This is a genomic window from Gemmiger gallinarum (assembly GCF_014982805.1).
Lineage (GTDB): Bacteria > Bacillota > Clostridia > Oscillospirales > Ruminococcaceae > Gemmiger > Gemmiger gallinarum.
The window spans coordinates 138,938-156,458 of sequence record NZ_JADCKC010000001.1; the positions used below are offsets into that span (position 1 = coordinate 138,938).

At 60.6% G+C, this 17,521-nt stretch carries 12 protein-coding genes; 9 read left to right on the plus strand and 3 right to left on the minus strand.

The window, feature by feature from the left end:
• Positions 1-162 precede the first annotated feature (162 nt).
• The 8 genes from INF35_RS00675 to INF35_RS00710 all read left to right on the plus strand — a co-directional run bounded on the left by INF35_RS00675 (position 163) and on the right by INF35_RS00710 (position 10,256).
• Positions 163-1,146, plus strand: coding sequence for an RluA family pseudouridine synthase (locus INF35_RS00675; RefSeq protein ID WP_193499665.1), 984 nt, complete (start codon positions 163-165; stop codon positions 1,144-1,146).
• Entirely contained in the window at positions 1,139-3,010 is a 1,872-nt protein-coding gene (locus INF35_RS00680) for a peptidoglycan DD-metalloendopeptidase family protein (RefSeq protein WP_193499666.1), read from the plus strand. Before INF35_RS00675 ends, INF35_RS00680 begins: the two co-directional genes overlap by 8 nt.
• A gap of 48 nt (positions 3,011-3,058) precedes the next feature.
• A complete protein-coding gene (locus tag INF35_RS00685; RefSeq protein ID WP_193499667.1) occupies positions 3,059-4,942 on the plus strand; it encodes a peptidoglycan DD-metalloendopeptidase family protein in 1,884 nt (627 codons plus the stop codon).
• Positions 4,943-5,205: 263 nt separating this feature from the next.
• Entirely contained in the window at positions 5,206-6,489 is a 1,284-nt protein-coding gene (locus INF35_RS00690) for a UDP-N-acetylglucosamine 1-carboxyvinyltransferase (protein ID WP_193499668.1), read from the plus strand.
• A gap of 136 nt (positions 6,490-6,625) precedes the next feature.
• Positions 6,626-7,414 (plus strand): MBL fold metallo-hydrolase, encoded by a 789-nt coding sequence (locus tag INF35_RS00695; RefSeq protein WP_193499669.1) that lies wholly within the window; start codon positions 6,626-6,628, stop codon positions 7,412-7,414.
• A gap of 9 nt (positions 7,415-7,423) precedes the next feature.
• A complete protein-coding gene (locus INF35_RS00700; protein WP_193499670.1) occupies positions 7,424-7,909 on the plus strand; it encodes a 23S rRNA (pseudouridine(1915)-N(3))-methyltransferase RlmH in 486 nt (161 codons plus the stop codon).
• 35 nt (positions 7,910-7,944) lie between these two features.
• Positions 7,945-9,189: a beta-N-acetylhexosaminidase gene (gene nagZ / locus INF35_RS00705; protein ID WP_193499671.1), complete on the plus strand. Its 1,245-nt coding sequence runs from the start codon at positions 7,945-7,947 to the stop codon at positions 9,187-9,189.
• 14 nt (positions 9,190-9,203) lie between these two features.
• Positions 9,204-10,256 carry a glycosyltransferase family 4 protein gene (locus INF35_RS00710; RefSeq protein ID WP_193499672.1) on the plus strand — a complete coding sequence of 351 codons (1,053 nt, stop codon included), beginning with the start codon at positions 9,204-9,206 and terminating at the stop codon, positions 10,254-10,256.
• A gap of 120 nt (positions 10,257-10,376) precedes the next feature.
• Here INF35_RS00710 and asnA read toward each other — a convergent pair whose 3' ends face one another.
• From asnA to INF35_RS00725, 3 genes are all read right to left on the minus strand, one after another.
• Positions 10,377-11,387, minus strand: coding sequence for an aspartate--ammonia ligase (asnA, locus tag INF35_RS00715; RefSeq protein WP_193499673.1), 1,011 nt, complete (start codon positions 11,385-11,387; stop codon positions 10,377-10,379).
• A 105-nt stretch (positions 11,388-11,492) separates the two neighbouring features.
• Complete coding sequence (locus INF35_RS00720; RefSeq protein ID WP_193499674.1) at positions 11,493-13,256, minus strand: ABC transporter ATP-binding protein; 1,764 nt, start codon at positions 13,254-13,256, stop codon at positions 11,493-11,495.
• Positions 13,253-14,992, minus strand: coding sequence for an ABC transporter ATP-binding protein (locus INF35_RS00725; RefSeq protein ID WP_193499675.1), 1,740 nt, complete (start codon positions 14,990-14,992; stop codon positions 13,253-13,255). Before INF35_RS00725 ends, INF35_RS00720 begins: the two co-directional genes overlap by 4 nt.
• Positions 14,993-15,226: 234 nt before the next feature.
• On the opposite strand from INF35_RS00725, the gene INF35_RS00730 reads away from it, so the two are divergent.
• On the plus strand, positions 15,227-17,506 hold the full coding sequence (locus INF35_RS00730) for an ATP-dependent Clp protease ATP-binding subunit (protein ID WP_193499676.1): 2,280 nt from the start codon (positions 15,227-15,229) through the stop codon (positions 17,504-17,506).
• The last annotated feature ends 15 nt before the right edge of the window (positions 17,507-17,521 follow it).

Here is a 17,521-nt window from a genome sequence, read left to right on the forward strand (position 1 = left end):
TTCAGCGGAAGTATACCACATCCGGCACAATTTGGCAAGTGCGGCGGTTTTTGCATGGTTTGCAACACTCTGCCCGATGTGATATAATCTATCCATACACTGCCGTGCGGTGGGCTTTGCCCTGCCCGCGGCCGTGCAACCAACAAAAGCGGGAGGGCGCCTATGCTGTATCTTGCCTGCCGGGTCCCGTCCGATGCCCAGGGCTGCCGCCTTGACAGCTTCCTGAGGGGGCAGGGGCTTTCGGCGGGGCTGATCCGCGCGGTCAAGCACCAGTGCGGCGGATTCTTTGCCGACGGCGCGCCCATTCACACCAATATGCCCCTGACGGCAGGGCAAGAGCTGACTTTTGCCCTGCCGTCCGACCCGCCCACCCAGGTGGAGCCTCAGCCGGTAGCGTTCGGCATTCTGTTTGAGGATGCCTTTGCCGCAGTGCTGGACAAGCCTGCCGGACTGGCGGTGCATCCTACCCTCAATTATCCCGACCGCACGCTGGCCAACGGCTGGCTGTGGCACCTGGAGCAAAAGGGACAGACCGGTGTCTTTCGTCCCGTCAACCGTATCGACAAAAACACCAGCGGCCTGGTGCTCTGCGCGGGCAATTCCTTTGCAGCGCCGATTTTGGCCGCAACCGCCCACAAGTGCTATCTGGCCGTGACGGAAGGCCTTCTGCCGGAGGATGACGGCGTCATCGACGCCCCCATCGCCCGGCGGGGAGATTCCATCATCGGGCGCACTGTTGCCCCGGAAGGCAAGCCCAGCGTGACCCGGTACCGCGTTCTTGCCAGAGGAGGCGGTCATACTCTGGCGGCCTGTATCCCCGTGACCGGCCGCACCCATCAGATCCGGGTGCACATGGCGCACCTGGGATGCCCGCTGGCGGGGGATACCCTCTACGGCGGGCACACCGGTAGCATCGACCGCCATGCCCTGCACTGTGCGGCGCTGACCTTCCGCCATCCCTTGGACGGCAGCCTGCGCCGCATCCAGTGCCCTCTGCCGCCGGATATGGCGCAGCTGTGCCGGGCCTGCGGCATGCCGCCGGTTGAAATGCAAACCCTGTTTGCCCTGATTCAGGAACTTTCCCCGGAAGAAACGGGAGTGGAACCAAAAACGCCTTTTGCGTATTTTATCAGAGAAAATGACTAAGAAACATTTGGAACAGAATCACACGGAAGAGCCTTCCCCACGGCGCGGCAAAAAGCGCGGCAAATTTGCCGAGTGGCTGGATGTCCACCGCATCAAGCGGACCGTCAGGCTCTGGCATAAAAGACAGAAAAAGTCAGAACGCCGCAGCCGCCTCAGTGAGATGATCCACCGGCTGCCCCATGCAACGCTCATCGGCGATCTCCTGTACATGTTCGGCTTCTGGCTGGAGTATGCGGCGATCTGCGCCGGACGCACGGTGCTGCGGGTAGCAGGCACCATTCTCTCCCACGTGTGGGATGTCCTTCTCATGATCATCCGGCCGCTGGCCATTGGGATCATCACCTTTCTGGAAGACCTGCTGGAACCGTTGGCACGCATGCGCTCGGGTCTGCGCCATATCCGCGCCCTGCCCCAGCAGCACCCCGAGGAAAACGCAAAGCAGATCCGGGCAGAGAAAATTCAGTATTTCAAGCGGGGCACCAGACTGTACCTGCCCCTTGTATGGAATGCTTTGTCCTATGCGTTGCCTGTTGCAGCTGCGGTGCTGCTGGTCTGGGTGGTGCGCACCCAGCTCAGCTTCAACTACCTGCTGGAAGTTCGGGTCAACGGCGAGTCGGTTGGCTATGTTGCCAGCGAGCAGGTGTTTGACAGTGCCCGGGACGATGTGCAGTCCCGTATCGAGCGTGCCCGTGCCGTCATGGAATCCGCCGGAGTGGAAACCACCGATGATGCCTGGAACATTTCGCCGACCTACACTCTGGCAGTCTCGGGCGATGTCATGACCGAGAGCGAGGTGGCCGACGCCATTCTGAGCGCCTCCAGCGATGAGATCGGCGACGGTACCGCAGTGTACATTGACGGTGAGCTGCGCTTTGTCACCAGCGAGGGCGACCATCTGCGCGCCTACCTGGATGCTGTCAAACAGCCCTATGAGGATGCCTTTGACTCCGACCGACGGGTGGAATTTGCCCATGATATCACGCTGGTGGACGGCGTTTACTTCCTGTCGTCCATTGTTCCCTATGACACCGTCATCGAGACGCTGAATGCCAAATCGGAGCCGGTCACCTACACGGTGACGGAGGATCAGACGGCAGGGGAGGCGGCCAAGGCCATCGGTGTGGATTACGCCACGCTGCAGTCCTGGAACCCCGACCTTACCGGCGAGGATGAGGAACTGACCGAAGGCCAGACGCTGGTTTCGTCGGAGGCCACGGCGGAGCTGCTGCAGGTCAAAGTGGTGGAACGGCAGTCAGTGCTGGAGGATGTTCAGTATGATGTGGTCAAGACCGAGTCGGATGAGTACGACTTCGGCAAGGAGGTCGTGGTGCAGGAAGGTCAGCTGGGCCTGCAGGAAGTCACCAGTGATGTGACCTACATCAACGGCAAGGTCAGCGCCATCGATATCGTCAATATCACCACGGTGATCGAGCCGGTATCCGAGCAGGTTATCGTGGGTACCAAGCTGCAGAGCGACATGGTGGCCCAGGTGGGCAGCGGCAATTTCTACTGGCCGGTTCCCGACTACAAGGGCGTTACCCGCTGGGTGGAAAACGACCGTTATGCCACCGATATTACGGCAAACTATGGCACACCCATCATCGCAGCGGACAGCGGCGTGGTGGTTACGGCGGGCACGCACTGGAGCTACGGCAATTATGTGGTGATCGACCATGGCAACGGCTGGAAGACGCTGTATGCGCACATGTCGTCCATCGCGGTCACCACAGGACAATCGGTAACGGGAGGACAGACCATCGGCTATGTGGGCCAGACCGGCGTTGCTACCGGCTGCCATTGCCATTTTGAAATGTCTTATAACGGAACCCTGGTCAACGCACACGACTACTTCCCCAATATGTAAAGCGGATTCGGCCGTACCGGCCGATGATCGCCGCAAAGGAGAACGTCTTTGAAATCTCAGATCGACGAAAAGCAACAAAATGAGGGCGGCTCCAGCCGTCCGCCCAAGCCGCCCCGCGGCCGGTTTGGCGCGTGGCTGGACGAACGCCGCGTCAAAAAGACTGTCCGTATCTGGCACAAGCGGCAGAAAAAGGCCGCTCGCCGCAGCCGGCTGAGCGACCTGATCCATCAGCTGCCCCATGCGACGCTGATCGGGGATGCCCTGTATATGGTGGGCTTCTGGACTGAGTATGCGGTAATCTGCGTGGGACGCACGGTGCTGCGTGCCGTCACGGCCATCCTTTCCCATGCGGGAGCCATTCTGCTGATGATCGTCCGGCCGCTGGCCATCGGGATCATCACCTTCCTGGAGGACCTGCTGGAGCCGTTTGCGCGGATGCGCTCGGGTCTGCGCCATATCCGGGAACTGCCGGAACAGCATCCCGATGAGGATGCCCGACAAATACGCGCCGAAAAGATCCAGTATTTCAAGCGCGGCACCAAGCTGTATCTGCCCCTGGTATGGAATGCCCTTTCCTATGTTCTGCCGGTGGCAGCTGCGGTGCTGCTGGTCTGGGTGGTTCGCACCCAGCTGGGGTACACCTATCTTCTGGAAGTCCGCGTGGGAGATAAAACGGTGGGCTACGTGTCCAGCGAACAGGTGTTCGACAATGCCCGGGATGATGTGGAATCCCGTATTGAGCGCGCCCGCTCCGTTATGGAGGCTGCCGGCGTGGAGACCACCGACGACCAGTGGGAAATCACCCCCACCTATACGCTGGCGGTTTCGGGTGATGTCATGACGGAGAGCGAGGTGGCCGACGCCATTCTCAGTGCCTCCAGCGACGAGATCGGCAGCGGCACAGCAGTCTATGTGGATGGCGAGCTGAGCTTTGTCACCACCGAGGGTGACCATCTGCGTTCCTATCTGGATGCGGTCAAACAGCCCTATGAGGACAGCTTTGACTTCAACCGCCGGGTGGAGTTTGTCCATGACATCACGCTGGTGGACGGCGTCTACTTCCTGTCGTCCATTGTGCCTTACGATACCGTCATCTCCACGCTGAATGCGAAATCCGAGCCTTCCATCTATACACTGGAGGAGGACCAGACCGCCGGTGAGGCGGCGGAGACACTGGGCGTTGATTTCCAGACGCTTCAGGGGTGGAACCCCGACCTTGCCGACGAGGATACCGAGCTGACGGAAGGCAGTGCTCTGATCACCTCCGATGCCAAGGCGGAACTTCTGCAGGTCAAGGTCATTGAGCGCACCACCGAGGTGGAGGATGTGGATTTCGACGTGGTCAAGACTGAGTCGGACGAGTATGATTTCGGCGACGAGGTCGTGATCCAGGAAGGCCAGAACGGACAGCAGGAGGTCATCCGGGACATTACATATATCGACGGACAGGTTTCCGATGTAAGTATTGTCCAGATCAACACGCTGGTGGAACCGGTGACCGAGCAGGTCGTTGTCGGCACACGGCTGGAAAGCGGTATGGTTGCCCAGGTGGGCAGCGGTACCTTCTACTGGCCGGTACCCAACTACCGCTACGTCAGCCGCTGGATGAGCTCCGACCATAAGGGCGCGGACATCGTTGCCCCGGCAGGTACGCCCATCATTGCGGCAGACAGCGGCAAGATCGAGTATGCGGGCTGGCACAACCATCCCTACGGTTACGGCAACTATGTCATCATCGACCACGGCAACGGCTGGAAGACGCTGTATGGTCATATGTCTGCCTTTGCCGTCAGCACAGGGGATGCGGTCGAAGCCGGGCAGGTCATTGGCTATGTGGGCAATACCGGCTATTCGTTCGGCAACCACTGCCATTTCGAGATGTACTACAACAACTCTCTGGTCAGTGCAAAAACCTACTTCCCCAACATGTAAGGGGAAAATTTCTTCGCTGCCCTGCACGTTGTGGATAAAATCCATAGGCAGGGCCGAAGCAATTTGGGATTTTTCACGCAATTTTTGTAAATACTAAGGGCAGCACTTTTCAAAACTTCCGTTTTGGTGTATAATACAGCAAACCATGCGGCTTTGTACCGGCGCGGCCAGAAGGCCGGGCCTGTGGCAGGGAACGGGGGCGTTTGCGCCCCGTGCAACCCCTGTCGGCCGTGCTCGGCTGGGCAAAGGAGAGAATTATCACTTTGGAAAAATTTGTGATCCGCGGCGGGAATCCGCTCACCGGCGATGTGACCATCGGCGGTGCCAAAAACGCGGCTGTGGCCATATTGCCTGCGACCATTCTGGCAGCGGGAAAATGCATCATCGAGAATCTTCCCTGTATCAGTGATGTCATGGCGTCCCTGCAAATTTTGAGCGAGCTTGGCGCCAGTATCCGGATGATCAGCAAAAGCACTTATGAGATCGACACCTCCCACCTTGACTGTACCGAGGTGTCCAATGAGCTTTCCCGTCAGATGCGTGCCAGTTATTATTTTCTGGGCGCTCTGCTGGGCCGTTTCGGCTCTGCGCAGGTTGCCATGCCGGGCGGCTGCAATCTGGGCCCCCGTCCTATCGACCAGCATCTCAAGGCATTCACGGCTCTTGGAGCAGAGGACTCGGTGGAGTACGGTATGATCCGTGTCAGCGCGGACAAGCTGACGGGTTCGCATATCTTTTTTGATACGGTGTCGGTTGGCGCTACCATGAACGCCATGCTGGCCGCTGTCATGGCGGACGGGCTGACCATTCTGGAGAACGTTGCCCGGGAACCCCATGTGGTGGACCTGGCCAACTGCCTTAATATGATGGGCGCAGACGTTCACGGTGCGGGCACCGATGTCATCAAGATCCGCGGTGTGGGGTCCATGCACGGATGCAGCTATTCCATCATCCCCGACCAGATCGAGGCCGGGAGCTATATGGCTGCCGCTGCCATCACCCGGGGCGATGTGACACTGCATAATATCATTCCCAAGCATTTGGAGCCCATCACCGCCAAAATGCGTGCGGCGGGCTGCGTGATTGAGGAGTACGATGAATCGCTGCGCATCAGCTGCCATCAGCGCCTCAAGCCCCTCAAGATCAAGACAATGCCTCATCCCGGTTTCCCCACCGATATGCAGCCGCTGATGACGGTGCTGCTCAGCGTTGCCGACGGCACTTCCATTGTCACCGAAGGCATTTGGGAAAACCGCTTCCGCTATGTGGATGAGCTCATCCGCATGGGTGCCAACATTCAGGTGGACGGCCAGGTGGCGGTGGTGGAAGGCGTAGAGCAGCTGCATCCCGCACCGCTGCGGGCACTGGATCTGCGTGCCGGCGCAGCCATGGTGGTTGCCGCCCTTGCCGCGGACGGTGTGAGCGAGATCGACGAGACCAGCCACATTGAGCGCGGCTACGAAAATATCGTGGAAAAACTTCAGGCCCTCGGCGCGGATATCCGCCGTGTCGAGATCCCGGTCAACACCATCACCCGCGCCATGTAAAAGGCGGCGGATGCTGGCGGGAAAAGGCCGTAATCTCCCGTTGCGGAGCAACCACACCGCTTATGGGGCCGCAGTACTGCGGCCCTGTTTTTGTGAGCGGCGGTACAAATCAGACAGAGAGGAAATCACACAAGGCATGGCATTGTTTACGACACTGTATTCCGGGTCATCCGGAAACTGCGCGCTGGTCCGCCACGGAAGCAAATATCTTCTTGTGGATATGGGCAAAAGCTGCCGCACCACCCTCACGGCGCTGCGCAAGCTGGGGCTTGCCATTGCCGACTGTGAGGGCATCCTCATCACCCATGAGCACTCCGACCATGTCAGCGGCCTGGATACTTTTTTGAAGCATTATACGGTTCCCGTCTACGGCTGCGCAGCAACGCTGGAAATGCTGGAATCCCGGGGAACCTTGCCCCCCGCCATCGAGGCCATCGCCATCGACGGCCGCACCGAGGAGATCGGCTCCTTTGTGGTGACTTCCTTTCCCACCAGCCACGACGTGCCCTGCTGCGGCTATCGCATCCGCACGCCGGATGAACGCACCATGGCCATTGCCACCGACCTGGGGGTTCTGACTCCTGTGGTGCAGCAGCATCTTGCCGGGTGCGACCTGGTGGCGCTGGAGGCCAACTACGACCGGTTCAGCCTGCAGGGCGGGCCCTATCCCTATTATCTCAAGGTCCGCATTGCCAGTGACCGGGGCCACCTGGACAACCGTGCCTGCGCGGCGGAACTGCTGGACCTGATTCAGGACGGCTGCAAAAAGTTTGCTTTGTGCCATCTGAGCCAGACAAACAACACTCCTGAGCTGGCACTGACCACCGTTTACAATGTGCTGCTGGCAGCGGGCATCGAGCCGGGGCGGGATGTGCTGATCCAGGCACAGAGCCGCAACGAAATCAGCCCTTACATAGAATTTTAAGGTGCCGCCATGCAAAACATTGATCTCATCTGTATCGGAAAGCTCAGCACCTCCTTTTACGCCGCGGGTGTGGCCGAGTACCAGAAACGGCTGTCGGCTTTCTGTAATTTCCGCATCATAGAACTGCCGGAGGTTATGGTGGATGAACGCCATGCCGGTGACGTTCAGATTGCCAAGGCTCTGGACAAGGAGGCAAAGGCCATTCTGGGGTCGCTGCGCAAGGGGGAATACCTGGCCGCGCTGTGCATTGAGGGCAAGCAGATCTCCAGCGAGGAACTGGCCGCCATGATTGCCGACCGGGCCATGAGCGGCTCAGGAGACATGGCCTTTGTCATCGGTTCCTCCCACGGACTGGCAGACAGTGTCAAGCGGGCTGCCCAGGCAAAGATCTCCATGGGACGCATCACCATGCCCCATCAGATGGCCCGCCTGGTGCTGACCGAGCAGCTTTACCGGGCTTTTTCCATCAATGCGGGCATGAAATATCATAAGTAAGCAAAGAGCCCATACAGAAAGGCGGGGAGGAAACAATGCGCCGAAAAAACGGGACTCTCGCATTTGTTCTGGGACTTTGTATGCTGCTGGGCGGCTGCGTACCGAAGGCGGTCTCTTCCGGCCCGCTGCCGGGCGATGCTTCCGAACAAAGTGCGGAAGGGGATTCGGCCATCTCTCAGCCGAAGGGAGAGGCTGGGGATGCCGCGCAGAAAATTGAGGAACTTCTGGCCGGCATGTCCCTGCGGGAGAAGGTGGGACAGCTGTTTTTCGTACGCCCCGACGCCCTGGACCCGGCACAGGACCAATCCCGCATTGACGACGCCGATGCCCGGGGAGCGACCGCCTTCACCGATGCCATGGGCGAGACGCTGCGGCAATATCCGGTGGGCGGGATGGTGATCTTCGGCAAAAACCTCACCGATCCCGGACAGCTCACCGCTTTTACCGCAGATTTGCATGAGGCGGGGGAGATCCCGCTTCTTGTTGCCGTGGATGAGGAGGGAGGCTCTGTGGCCCGGCTGGCCAATCACCCGGGCTTTGATGAGCTGCCGGATTATCCTGACGCTGCAGAGGTGGCTGCCTCCGGCGGTGCTGAGGCTGTGCGGGAAATGTCTGCCTCCATCGGCAGATACCTGGTACAATACGGCATTGACCTGGACTTTGCCCCAGTTGCGGATGTCAACACAAACCCGGACAATCCCGTCATCGGTCGGCGGGCTTTTTCCGATGACCCGCAGCAGGCAGCGGAGATGGTCGCTGCGGCGGTGGAGGGCTTCCAGGAGGCGGGGGTCCTCTGCTGCCTCAAGCATTATCCGGGGCACGGCGACACGGCGGAGGACAGCCATAAGGCCCTTGCTGTGACCCAAAAGAGCTGGCAGGAACTGCTCTCCTGTGAGCTGGTTCCTTTTCAGGCCGGAATCGATGCCGGGGCAGATCTGGTAATGGCCGGGCATATTGCTGCCCCGCAGGTCACGGGAGAGGATACACCGGCCTCCCTGTCACGGCCGCTTTTGCAGAGCCTGCGGCAGGAGCTGGGCTTTGACGGTGTCATCGTCACCGATTCCCTGGCCATGGAAGGCATCACCGGGCTGTATACACCGGGGCAGGCTGCGGTGCTGGCCGTGCAGGCTGGGGTGGATATCCTGCTTATGCCAGATGGTCTGGCCGAGGCCTTTGACGCAGTGATGGCAGCTGTGGAGGACGGTACCATTCCCCAATCCCGCATTGACGAGAGCGCAGCCCGGGTGCTGGCGCTCAAGGCAAAGCGCGGACTGATCTGACGGAGGATAGGCTTATGTATGCAGTGGACGGAGCGTTTTTCGCCCAGCGTGTTTCGGGCATTCAGCGGTATTCCATCGAGCTTCTGGCGGAGCTGGATAATATCCTCTCTCCCGGGGAGCTGGAGATTGTGGTGCCCCAGGGTGTAAAAACGCCGGAGTACCACAATATCCGGGTGGTGCCCTGGGGCAGCCGCAGCGGCATGCTGTGGGAGCAGATGGACTATCCCAGATATCTCCGTCAGAAGGGCCGGAAGGGCCTTTGCACCTGCAACGTCATGCCGCTGTTCGGCTTTTCCGGCATGGTGGTGGTGCATGATGTCTGCTATCGTGCCCGCCCGGATTTCTACACCGATGCCCGGGGCCGCCTGAGTGCGGCCTGGCACCGGCTGCAGTACCGGGTGATCGCCAAAAAAGCGGAACATATCATTACAGTATCCCGGTTTTCCCGCAGTGAACTGCAGCGGTACTATGGTGTGGCCCCCTCCCGGGTCACGGTCATCCCCAATGCCTGGCAGCATATGCAGCGCACCCAGCCTGACCCGAACGCTTTTGACAAGTGGCCGGAACTTCATCCCGGGGAATATTATTTTTCCATGTCCAACCTGCTGAAAAACAAAAACTTCCCCTGGGTGCTCAGAGCGGCCAGAGAAAAGCCGGAGGCCATGTTTGCCATTGCAGGCGGCGGCAATCTGGCAAAGGCGGCGGGGGAGATGGGGCTGGAAGATCTCCCCAATGTGCGCTACCTGGGTTATGTCTCGGACGGAGAGGCCAAAACTCTTATGGCAAACTGCAAGGCCTTTTTGTTCCCCACGCTCTACGAAGGCTTCGGCATTCCGCCGCTGGAAGCCATCGCCTGCGGGGCACCCCGGGTCCTTGTCAGCGATACTCCCTGTATGCGGGAAGTTTACGGCAGCCATGCCGATTACATTGACCTGAACACCAACCCCGGCAATGTGGATGAGGTGACCCCGGGGCACAATGCAGCCGGGGTGCTGGCGCGCTATTCCTGGGAAAAAAGCGCCCGCCTGCTGGCGGAGCTTCTCCGAAATAGGGCATCGGAAGCCTGACAGGTATATTCCGGCATACAATCAGTGTAAAAAAGAGCTGTGCTCCCAAACAAGGAGCACAGCTCTTTTGCATGAATTCAAAAAGGGCAGGCAATATCCTGAAAGGAAAACCACCGACTTTTACAGCAGGGCGATCCCGGCTTCCTTGCAGGCCTGAATCGTCTCCGCATCCCACAGGCTGACTTGGACCTCGCCCACATGAGCCTTGCCCAGCAGCAGCATGCACAGGCGGCTCTGTCCGATGCCGCCGCCCATGGTCAGGGGCAGTTTCCCGGCCAGCAACATTTTGTGGAAGGGCAGCTCGGCCCGCTCGGGGCAGCCGGCTTCCTCCAGCTGGCTGCGCAGGCTCTCGGCATTGACGCGGATGCCCATGCTGGACAGCTCCAGCGCGCAGCCCAACGCCTTGTGCCAGAAGAGAATATCACAGTTCAGGGCCCAGTCGTCGTAGTCGGGAGCGCGGCCGTCATGAGGCTTTCCGCTGCGCAGTTTGCCGCCGATCTGCAGGATGCAGGCAGTCTTGTGCTCCTTGACAAAAGCGTTCTCCCGCTCCTTGGGCGTCAGGTTGGGGTAACGGTCCTCCAGCTCCTGGGAGGTGATGAAGGTCACATCCCGGCTCAGGGCAATCTTTTTCAGGGCAGGGAACTTCCAGCGCAGCTCGTCGGCGGTGCCGCAGACTGCATCCACAATGTCGTGGACGGTGTCCTCCAGAAATTCCAGATTGCGCTGGCGGTCGGTGATGACCTTTTCCCAGTCCCACTGGTCCACATAGATGCTGTGCAGGTTGTCCAGTTCTTCGTCCCGGCGGATGGCGTTCATGTCGGTGACAAGGCCCTGACCGGCGCGGAAGCCGTACTTGCCCAGGGCATAGCGCTTCCACTTGGCAAGGCTGTGCACCACCTCGGCGTTCTCGTTCAGACAGGGAACGTCAAAGGCCACGGGGCGCTCCACGCCGTTCAGGTCGTCGTTCAGGCCGCTGCCGTGGGCCACAAACAGGGGAGCAGTGACCCGCTTCAGGTGCAGCGCCGCACAGAGCTTTTCCTGAAAGATGGTCTTGATGAGACCGATGGCTTTCTGGGTATCATACAGGCCCAGGGGGCTCTTGTAGTTCTTCGGAATGACGATGTTGGACATGACTTCCATCCTCTCTGCTCAGATCCCGGATTTTTGTCAAAACCGGGGAATATGTTCCATTATAGCGGCTGTACCCGGCTGCGTCAAACTGTGCGCGGCGGGCGGTCAGCTCCTGGCAAACTGGCTCTGGTACAGCTGGGCATAGAAGCCGCCCCTGGCCAGCAGTTCCTCATGGGTGCCGCGCTCAATGATATTGCCCGCCTTCATGACCAGGATACAGTCGGCATTCTTGATGGTGGAAAGGCGGTGCGCCACAATAAAGCTGGTGCGGCCTTTCATCAGCTCCTCAAAGGCGCTCTGGACCAGGATCTCGGTACGGGTGTCGATGGAGGAGGTGGCCTCGTCCAGGATCAGGATGGGCGGGCGGCGCAGCATGACGCGGGCAATGCAGAGCAGCTGCTTCTGCCCCTGGCTGATGTTGCCGCCGTCCTCTGAGATGACGGTGTCGTAACCGTTGGGCATGCGGCAGATAAAGCTGTGGGCTCGGGCCTGTTTGGCGGCGGCAATGATCTCCTCCCGGGTGGCGTCGGGCTTGCCGTAGGCGATGTTCTCGGCGATGGTTCCGGCCTTGAGCCAGGTTTCCTGCAGCACCATACCGAAGTTGGCACGCAGGGAATCCCGGGTCACTGTATCGATGGGCTGACCGTCTACCCGTAAGGAACCGCCGTTGATCTCGTAAAAACGCATGAGCAGGTTGACCAGGGTGGTCTTGCCGCAGCCGGTGGGGCCGACCAGAGCGATGCGCTGGCCGGGCTCGGCTTTCAGACACATGTCCTCAATGAGGGGCACATCCGGAACATAGCGGAACTTGACGTGATCGAATTCCACCTTTCCGGCACCGTGGGGCAGGACCTTGGCGTCGGGGGCGTCGGGACGGATGGGGTCCTCGTCAATGAGGTCGAACACCCGCTGGGCGCAGGCCAGGGCGTTCTGCAGCTCGGTCATGACGCTGGAAATGTCGTTGAAAGGCTTGGTGTACTGGTTGGCGTAGTTGAGGAAGGCATAGAGCCCGCCCACGGTGATGGAACCGCCGATGGCCAGAAACGCACCGATGACGCCCACCGCCGCATACACCAGAGAGTTGACAAAGCGGGTGGCGGGGTTGGAGATGGAGGAGTAGAAGACCGCCCGGATACCGCAGCGCTGCAGGTCCAGGTTGATCTTTTCAAAGCGTTCCTCGGCGCGGGACTCGTAGCCGAAGGCCCGGACAAGGTGTTCATTGCCCACCAGCTCCTCCACCAGAGAGGTCATCTCGGCGCGGGTCTCGCTCTGGACCTTGAACATGGAATAGGTGTGCTCAGCGATAAAGCGGGCCACAAAGATGGACAGGGGGGTCAGCAGCACAACGATGAGGGCGATGCGCCACTCAATGACCAGCATGATGCCCAGAGTGCCCAGAATGGTGAGCACACCGGTAAACAGCTGGGTAAATCCCATGAGCAGACCGTCGGAGAACTGCTCCACGTCGGTGGTGATGCGGCTGATGGCATCGCCGGGGCGGTGGGCATCCATATAGCTCAGGGGCAGCACCTGCATGTGTTCAAAGGCCTTAACCCGGATGTCCCGCACCACCTGGAAAGTGATGCGGTTGTTGACCAGGTTCATAACCCACTGAGCAGTCACCGTGATGAGGATGGTCACAAGAAGCTGCACCCCCAGCGTGATGAGGGCGGCAAAATCCACATCGCCGGGGCCCACGATCAGATCGACCCCCTGGCCGGTCAGGACAGGGGCATACAGCGTGGAGATGACCGTCACGGCGGCCAGTACCAGGGTGGCAGCCACCGACAGACGGTAAGGGGCAATCAGGGCCAGCACGCGGCGAATGGTGGCGGCGTCCGCCTTGCGGAGTTTTTTCTGCTTGCTCATAATGTGCGGGACACCTCCTCCTTGGAAAGCTGGCTCAGGCAGATCTCACGATAAACCTCGCAGCCCTTGAGCAGCTGGGCGTGGGTACCAAGCCCGGCGGTTTTGCCGTCGTCCAGCACCAGAATCTGGTCGGCGCGCTGCACCGAGGCCGCGCGCTGGGAGACGATAAAGACCGTCATGCCGTGGGTCTTTTCCTTAATGGCGGCGCGCAGGGCAGCGTCGGTGGCGTAGTCCAGGGCCGAAGCACTGTCGTCCAGAATCAGGATGCGGGGCATGGGGACCAGGGCCCGGGCGATGGTCAGGCGCTGGCGCTGGCCGCCGGAAAAGTTACGCCCGGCGGTTTCCACCGGGGCATCCAGCCCGCCCGGCTTGGCGCGGACGAAATCCGCTGCCTGGGCAATCTCCAGGGCGGTCCAGATCTCCTCATCGGTGGCGTCGGGCTTGGCCCAGCGCATGTTGTCCCGTATGGTGCCGGTAAACAGCACCGCCTTCTGGGGTACAATACCGATCAGCCGGCGCAGCTGGGCAAAACTGTACTCCCGGACATTGTGCCCGAAGAGAGAAACCTGCCCCACGGTGGCATCGTAAAAGCGGGGGATCAGATCGATCAGGGTGGTCTTGCCGCTGCCGGTACCGCCGATGACGCCGATGGTCTGACCGGGGGCTGCGTGCAGGGTGATGTCCTCCAGGCTGGGAGCACCTGCGCCGCTGTAGGTAAAGCCCACGCGGTCGAAGGCCACCGCCGAAGCCGCAGCATCGCCTTCCAGCTCGGCGGTGGCGGGGGCGGGCATGGTGCAGGTGGTGTTCAGCACCTCGGTCACGCGCAGGGCGCTGGCAATGGCGCGGGTAGCCACAATGACCAGGTCGGCCACACGGAGAAGATTGAGCAGGATCTGGCTCAGATAGTTGATGAGGGCGGTGATCTCACCCTGGGTGAGCGTGCCGGTATCCACCTCTCGTCCGCCGTACCAGAGAACGGCGATGACGCCCAGGTTGACCACCAGATAGGTCAGGGGGTTCATGAGGGCCGAGATGCGTCCCGCAGCCAGCTGGAAATCCCGCAGCCGGTCATTGGTGGCGGCAAAGTCGGCCATCTCATCTTCCTGGCGGGAGAAGGCACGCACCACCCGAGCACCCACGTAGTTTTCCCGGGTCAGCAGAGTGACGCGGTCGAGAGCACTCTGGGATTTGTGATACACTGGCACCGTTGCCCGCATGATGAGATAAATGATGAGGGAGATGACGGCGGTGATGAGCAAAAACCAGAGCGTCAGCCGGGGGCTGATGGTAAATGCCATCACAATGGCGCCGATGACGATGAAAGGACAGCGCAGCAAAAGGCGCAGGGTCATATTCAGGCCATTCTGGACCTGGTTGACATCGCTGGTCATGCGGGTGACCAGGGTGGGCGTGCCGATGTGATCCAGTTCGGTATAGGACAGGGTATCGATGTGGGCGAACAGATCCCGCCGCAGGGCGGTGCCGAAGCCCAATGCCGATTTGGCGGCAAAATACTGTGCGGTCAGGCTGCACACCATGCCGACGACGGCCAGCAGGACCAGCAGTCCGCACTGGCGCCAGATCAGAGGCACATCGGAATTTTTGATGCCTTCATCGATGATGGTGGCCATGACGATGGGGACCAGAAGCTCAAAGCAGGCCTCCAGCATTTTGAAAAGCGGCGCGATCACGGTCTCCTTTTCGTAACCGCGGATGTAACGGAACAATCTGCGCATAACATTCCAGCCTTTCCGTGGATTGATTTTCTGCAACTTTCTCGGAACAGCGAAAGAATTTCCTGCACTGCACCGGTAAAGCACAAAAAATCCGACACCTATTATAGCACGGATTGCGGTTTGCCGCCATGCATTTTGCCCGCTTTCGATGATTATTTGCCCGCCCTTCGCCTATACTGTCCGTGGAGGATATGCCGCAGCAAGTACGGCTGCCTGCCAAGGGGGAAAATGCGTATGCTATATTTTCAAAAAGGACTTTCGCGCCGTACCTGCCGCACGGTGGGCCGCGCGCTGACGCTGGCCGCACGGGAGGGATGCACCAGTGCCGATACCGGTCACCTTTTGCTGGCCATGCTGGAAACGGACGGAGGCCCGGCAGTAGAATTTTTGCGGGGCAAGCATGTGACACAGACGGCTCTGCTGGAATGTGCCGGGCGCCGCAGCTGCCACGGCACGCCGGTGCGGCTCAAGACAAGGGATCTGGCGCCTGAGACACGCAAGGCGCTGGAGTTTGCGGTACTGGGGGCCCGGGCCGCCCGGGTACCCCGTGCAGAGAACGAGCATTTGCTGTGTGCCATGCTGGAGGACTGCGCCTGTACCGCCAGTGTCTGGCTGGCGGAGCTGGGGGTGGAGGTCCCCCAGGCGGCAAGGGAATGCCGACAGCTGTCGGGACAGCTGGTGCTGCCGGCTCAGCCCCGGATGAACACCTCCCGGGGCAGCCGTCCCAGCGAGAAGTATGGCCGCGACCTGACCCGCCTGGCGCAGGAAGGCCAGCTGGACCCGGTTCTCTGCCGGGATGCCGAGCTGGACCGCATGATCGAGATCCTCTGCCGCCGACAGAAAAACAACCCCTGCCTGTTGGGAGAACCGGGTGTGGGAAAGAGCGCCCTGGCGGAAGCCCTGGCCCAGAGAATTGCCTCGGGGCAGGTGACCCAGAGCCTGCGGGGCAAACGGGTCTTGTCTCTGGATATGGCCTCCATGGTGGCGGGCACCAAGTACCGCGGCGATTTTGAGGAGCGCTTCAAAAATTTGCTGGAGGAGCTGTACCGTGACCGTTCCACCATTCTGTTTATTGATGAGATCCACATCATCGCAGGAGCTGGTGCGGCGGAGGGAGCCATCGATGCCGCCAGTATTCTCAAGCCCATGCTTGCCCGGGGAGAAATCCAGCTGATCGGTGCCACCACCCAGGAGGAATACCGCCGTACCATCCAGAAGGATTCGGCGCTGGACCGCCGTTTTGGCAAGGTGATTGTGGAGGAACCTACACCGGCGTCCGCCGAGAAGATCCTGGCCGGATTGATGCCCCGTTACGAGCGCTACCACGGCATTGCCATTCCGGCGGAGGCCATCCACGCGGCGGTGGAGCTGAGCGTGCGGTACCTGCCGGGGCGATATCTGCCGGACAAAGCCATCGATCTGTTGGATGAGGCGGCGGCGTCCGCCCGGATCCTCTATGCGGACCATCGCAACGGCCCCATGCCGGAATTGAAACCGGAGGATATTGCGCGGGTGGTCAGCAAGGCCAGCGGAGTGCCGGTGGAGCGAGTCGGAGAAGCGGAACGGGAGCGCCTGTACCAGCTGGAGGACCGGCTCTCCCAGGAAGTAGTGGGCCAGCCCCGGGCTGTCAAAGCGGTGGCAGCGGCCATCCGGCGTAGCCGCACCGGTCTGCGGGAGTCGGGCCGTCCCATTGGCGCCATGCTGTTTCTGGGACCGACGGGTGTGGGCAAGACCCAGCTTGCCCGGACGCTGGCCAAAAGCTGGTTCGGCAGCGAGAAGGCTCTGCTGCGCTTTGACATGAGCGAGTATATGGAACAGCATACGGTGGCGCGGATGATCGGTTCGCCCCCGGGCTATGTGGGGCATGACGAAGGCGGGCAGCTCACCGAGGCAGTCCGCCGCCGACCCTACAGCGTAGTGCTCTTTGATGAGATCGAGAAGGCCCACAGCGACATCCAGAATGTGCTTTTGCAGATTCTGGAGGACGGCTGCCTGACCGATGCCCAGGGGCGCAAGGCGGATTTTTCCAATACCATCATTTTGCTGACTTCCAACCTGGGAGCCCGGTGCCTGGCGGGGCAGACTTCCCCCATGGGGTTTGGCGCCGCCGCTGAGGAGGCAGACCGCCGGGCACAAAAAGCCCTGCAGGAAGCCAAAAACTACTTCCGCCCCGAGCTCATGGGCCGTATGGATGAGGTGGTACTCTTCGATCCCCTCGGCCCCAAGCAGCTGACCCGCATTGCCGACCGGCTTCTGGGCGAGCTGGAGGAGCGCGCCGCCGTGCAGGGATATACCCTTCTCCATACCCCCGCGGCCGCAGCAGCACTGGCGGGAACCGAGGTCCCCTCCTACGGAGCGCGGGAACTCCGCCGCAAGGTGGGGCGTGCCGTGGAGCAGGCACTGGCCGACCGGATCGCCAGCGGCGATACCGTGCCGGGAGAGTCCCTCACCGCAGACGTGGGAGCAGACGGAGAGATCATCCTGCGCAGCGGAGATTTTGCCGCCTGTGTATAAAAAGGCAATTCGCCA

Coding starts and splice junctions, on each gene's coding strand:
- INF35_RS00675 (WP_193499665.1), top strand. CDS start 163: ATGCTGTATCTTGCCTGCCGGGTCCCGTCCGATGCCCAGGGCTGCCGC.
- INF35_RS00680 (WP_193499666.1), top strand. CDS start 1,139: ATGACTAAGAAACATTTGGAACAGAATCACACGGAAGAGCCTTCCCCA.
- INF35_RS00695 (WP_193499669.1), top strand. CDS start 6,626: ATGGCATTGTTTACGACACTGTATTCCGGGTCATCCGGAAACTGCGCG.
- INF35_RS00700 (WP_193499670.1), top strand. CDS start 7,424: ATGCAAAACATTGATCTCATCTGTATCGGAAAGCTCAGCACCTCCTTT.
- nagZ (WP_193499671.1), top strand. CDS start 7,945: ATGCGCCGAAAAAACGGGACTCTCGCATTTGTTCTGGGACTTTGTATG.
- INF35_RS00710 (WP_193499672.1), top strand. CDS start 9,204: ATGTATGCAGTGGACGGAGCGTTTTTCGCCCAGCGTGTTTCGGGCATT.
- asnA (WP_193499673.1), bottom strand. CDS start 11,387: ATGTCCAACATCGTCATTCCGAAGAACTACAAGAGCCCCCTGGGCCTG.
- INF35_RS00720 (WP_193499674.1), bottom strand. CDS start 13,256: ATGAGCAAGCAGAAAAAACTCCGCAAGGCGGACGCCGCCACCATTCGC.
- INF35_RS00725 (WP_193499675.1), bottom strand. CDS start 14,992: ATGCGCAGATTGTTCCGTTACATCCGCGGTTACGAAAAGGAGACCGTG.
- INF35_RS00730 (WP_193499676.1), top strand. CDS start 15,227: ATGCTATATTTTCAAAAAGGACTTTCGCGCCGTACCTGCCGCACGGTG.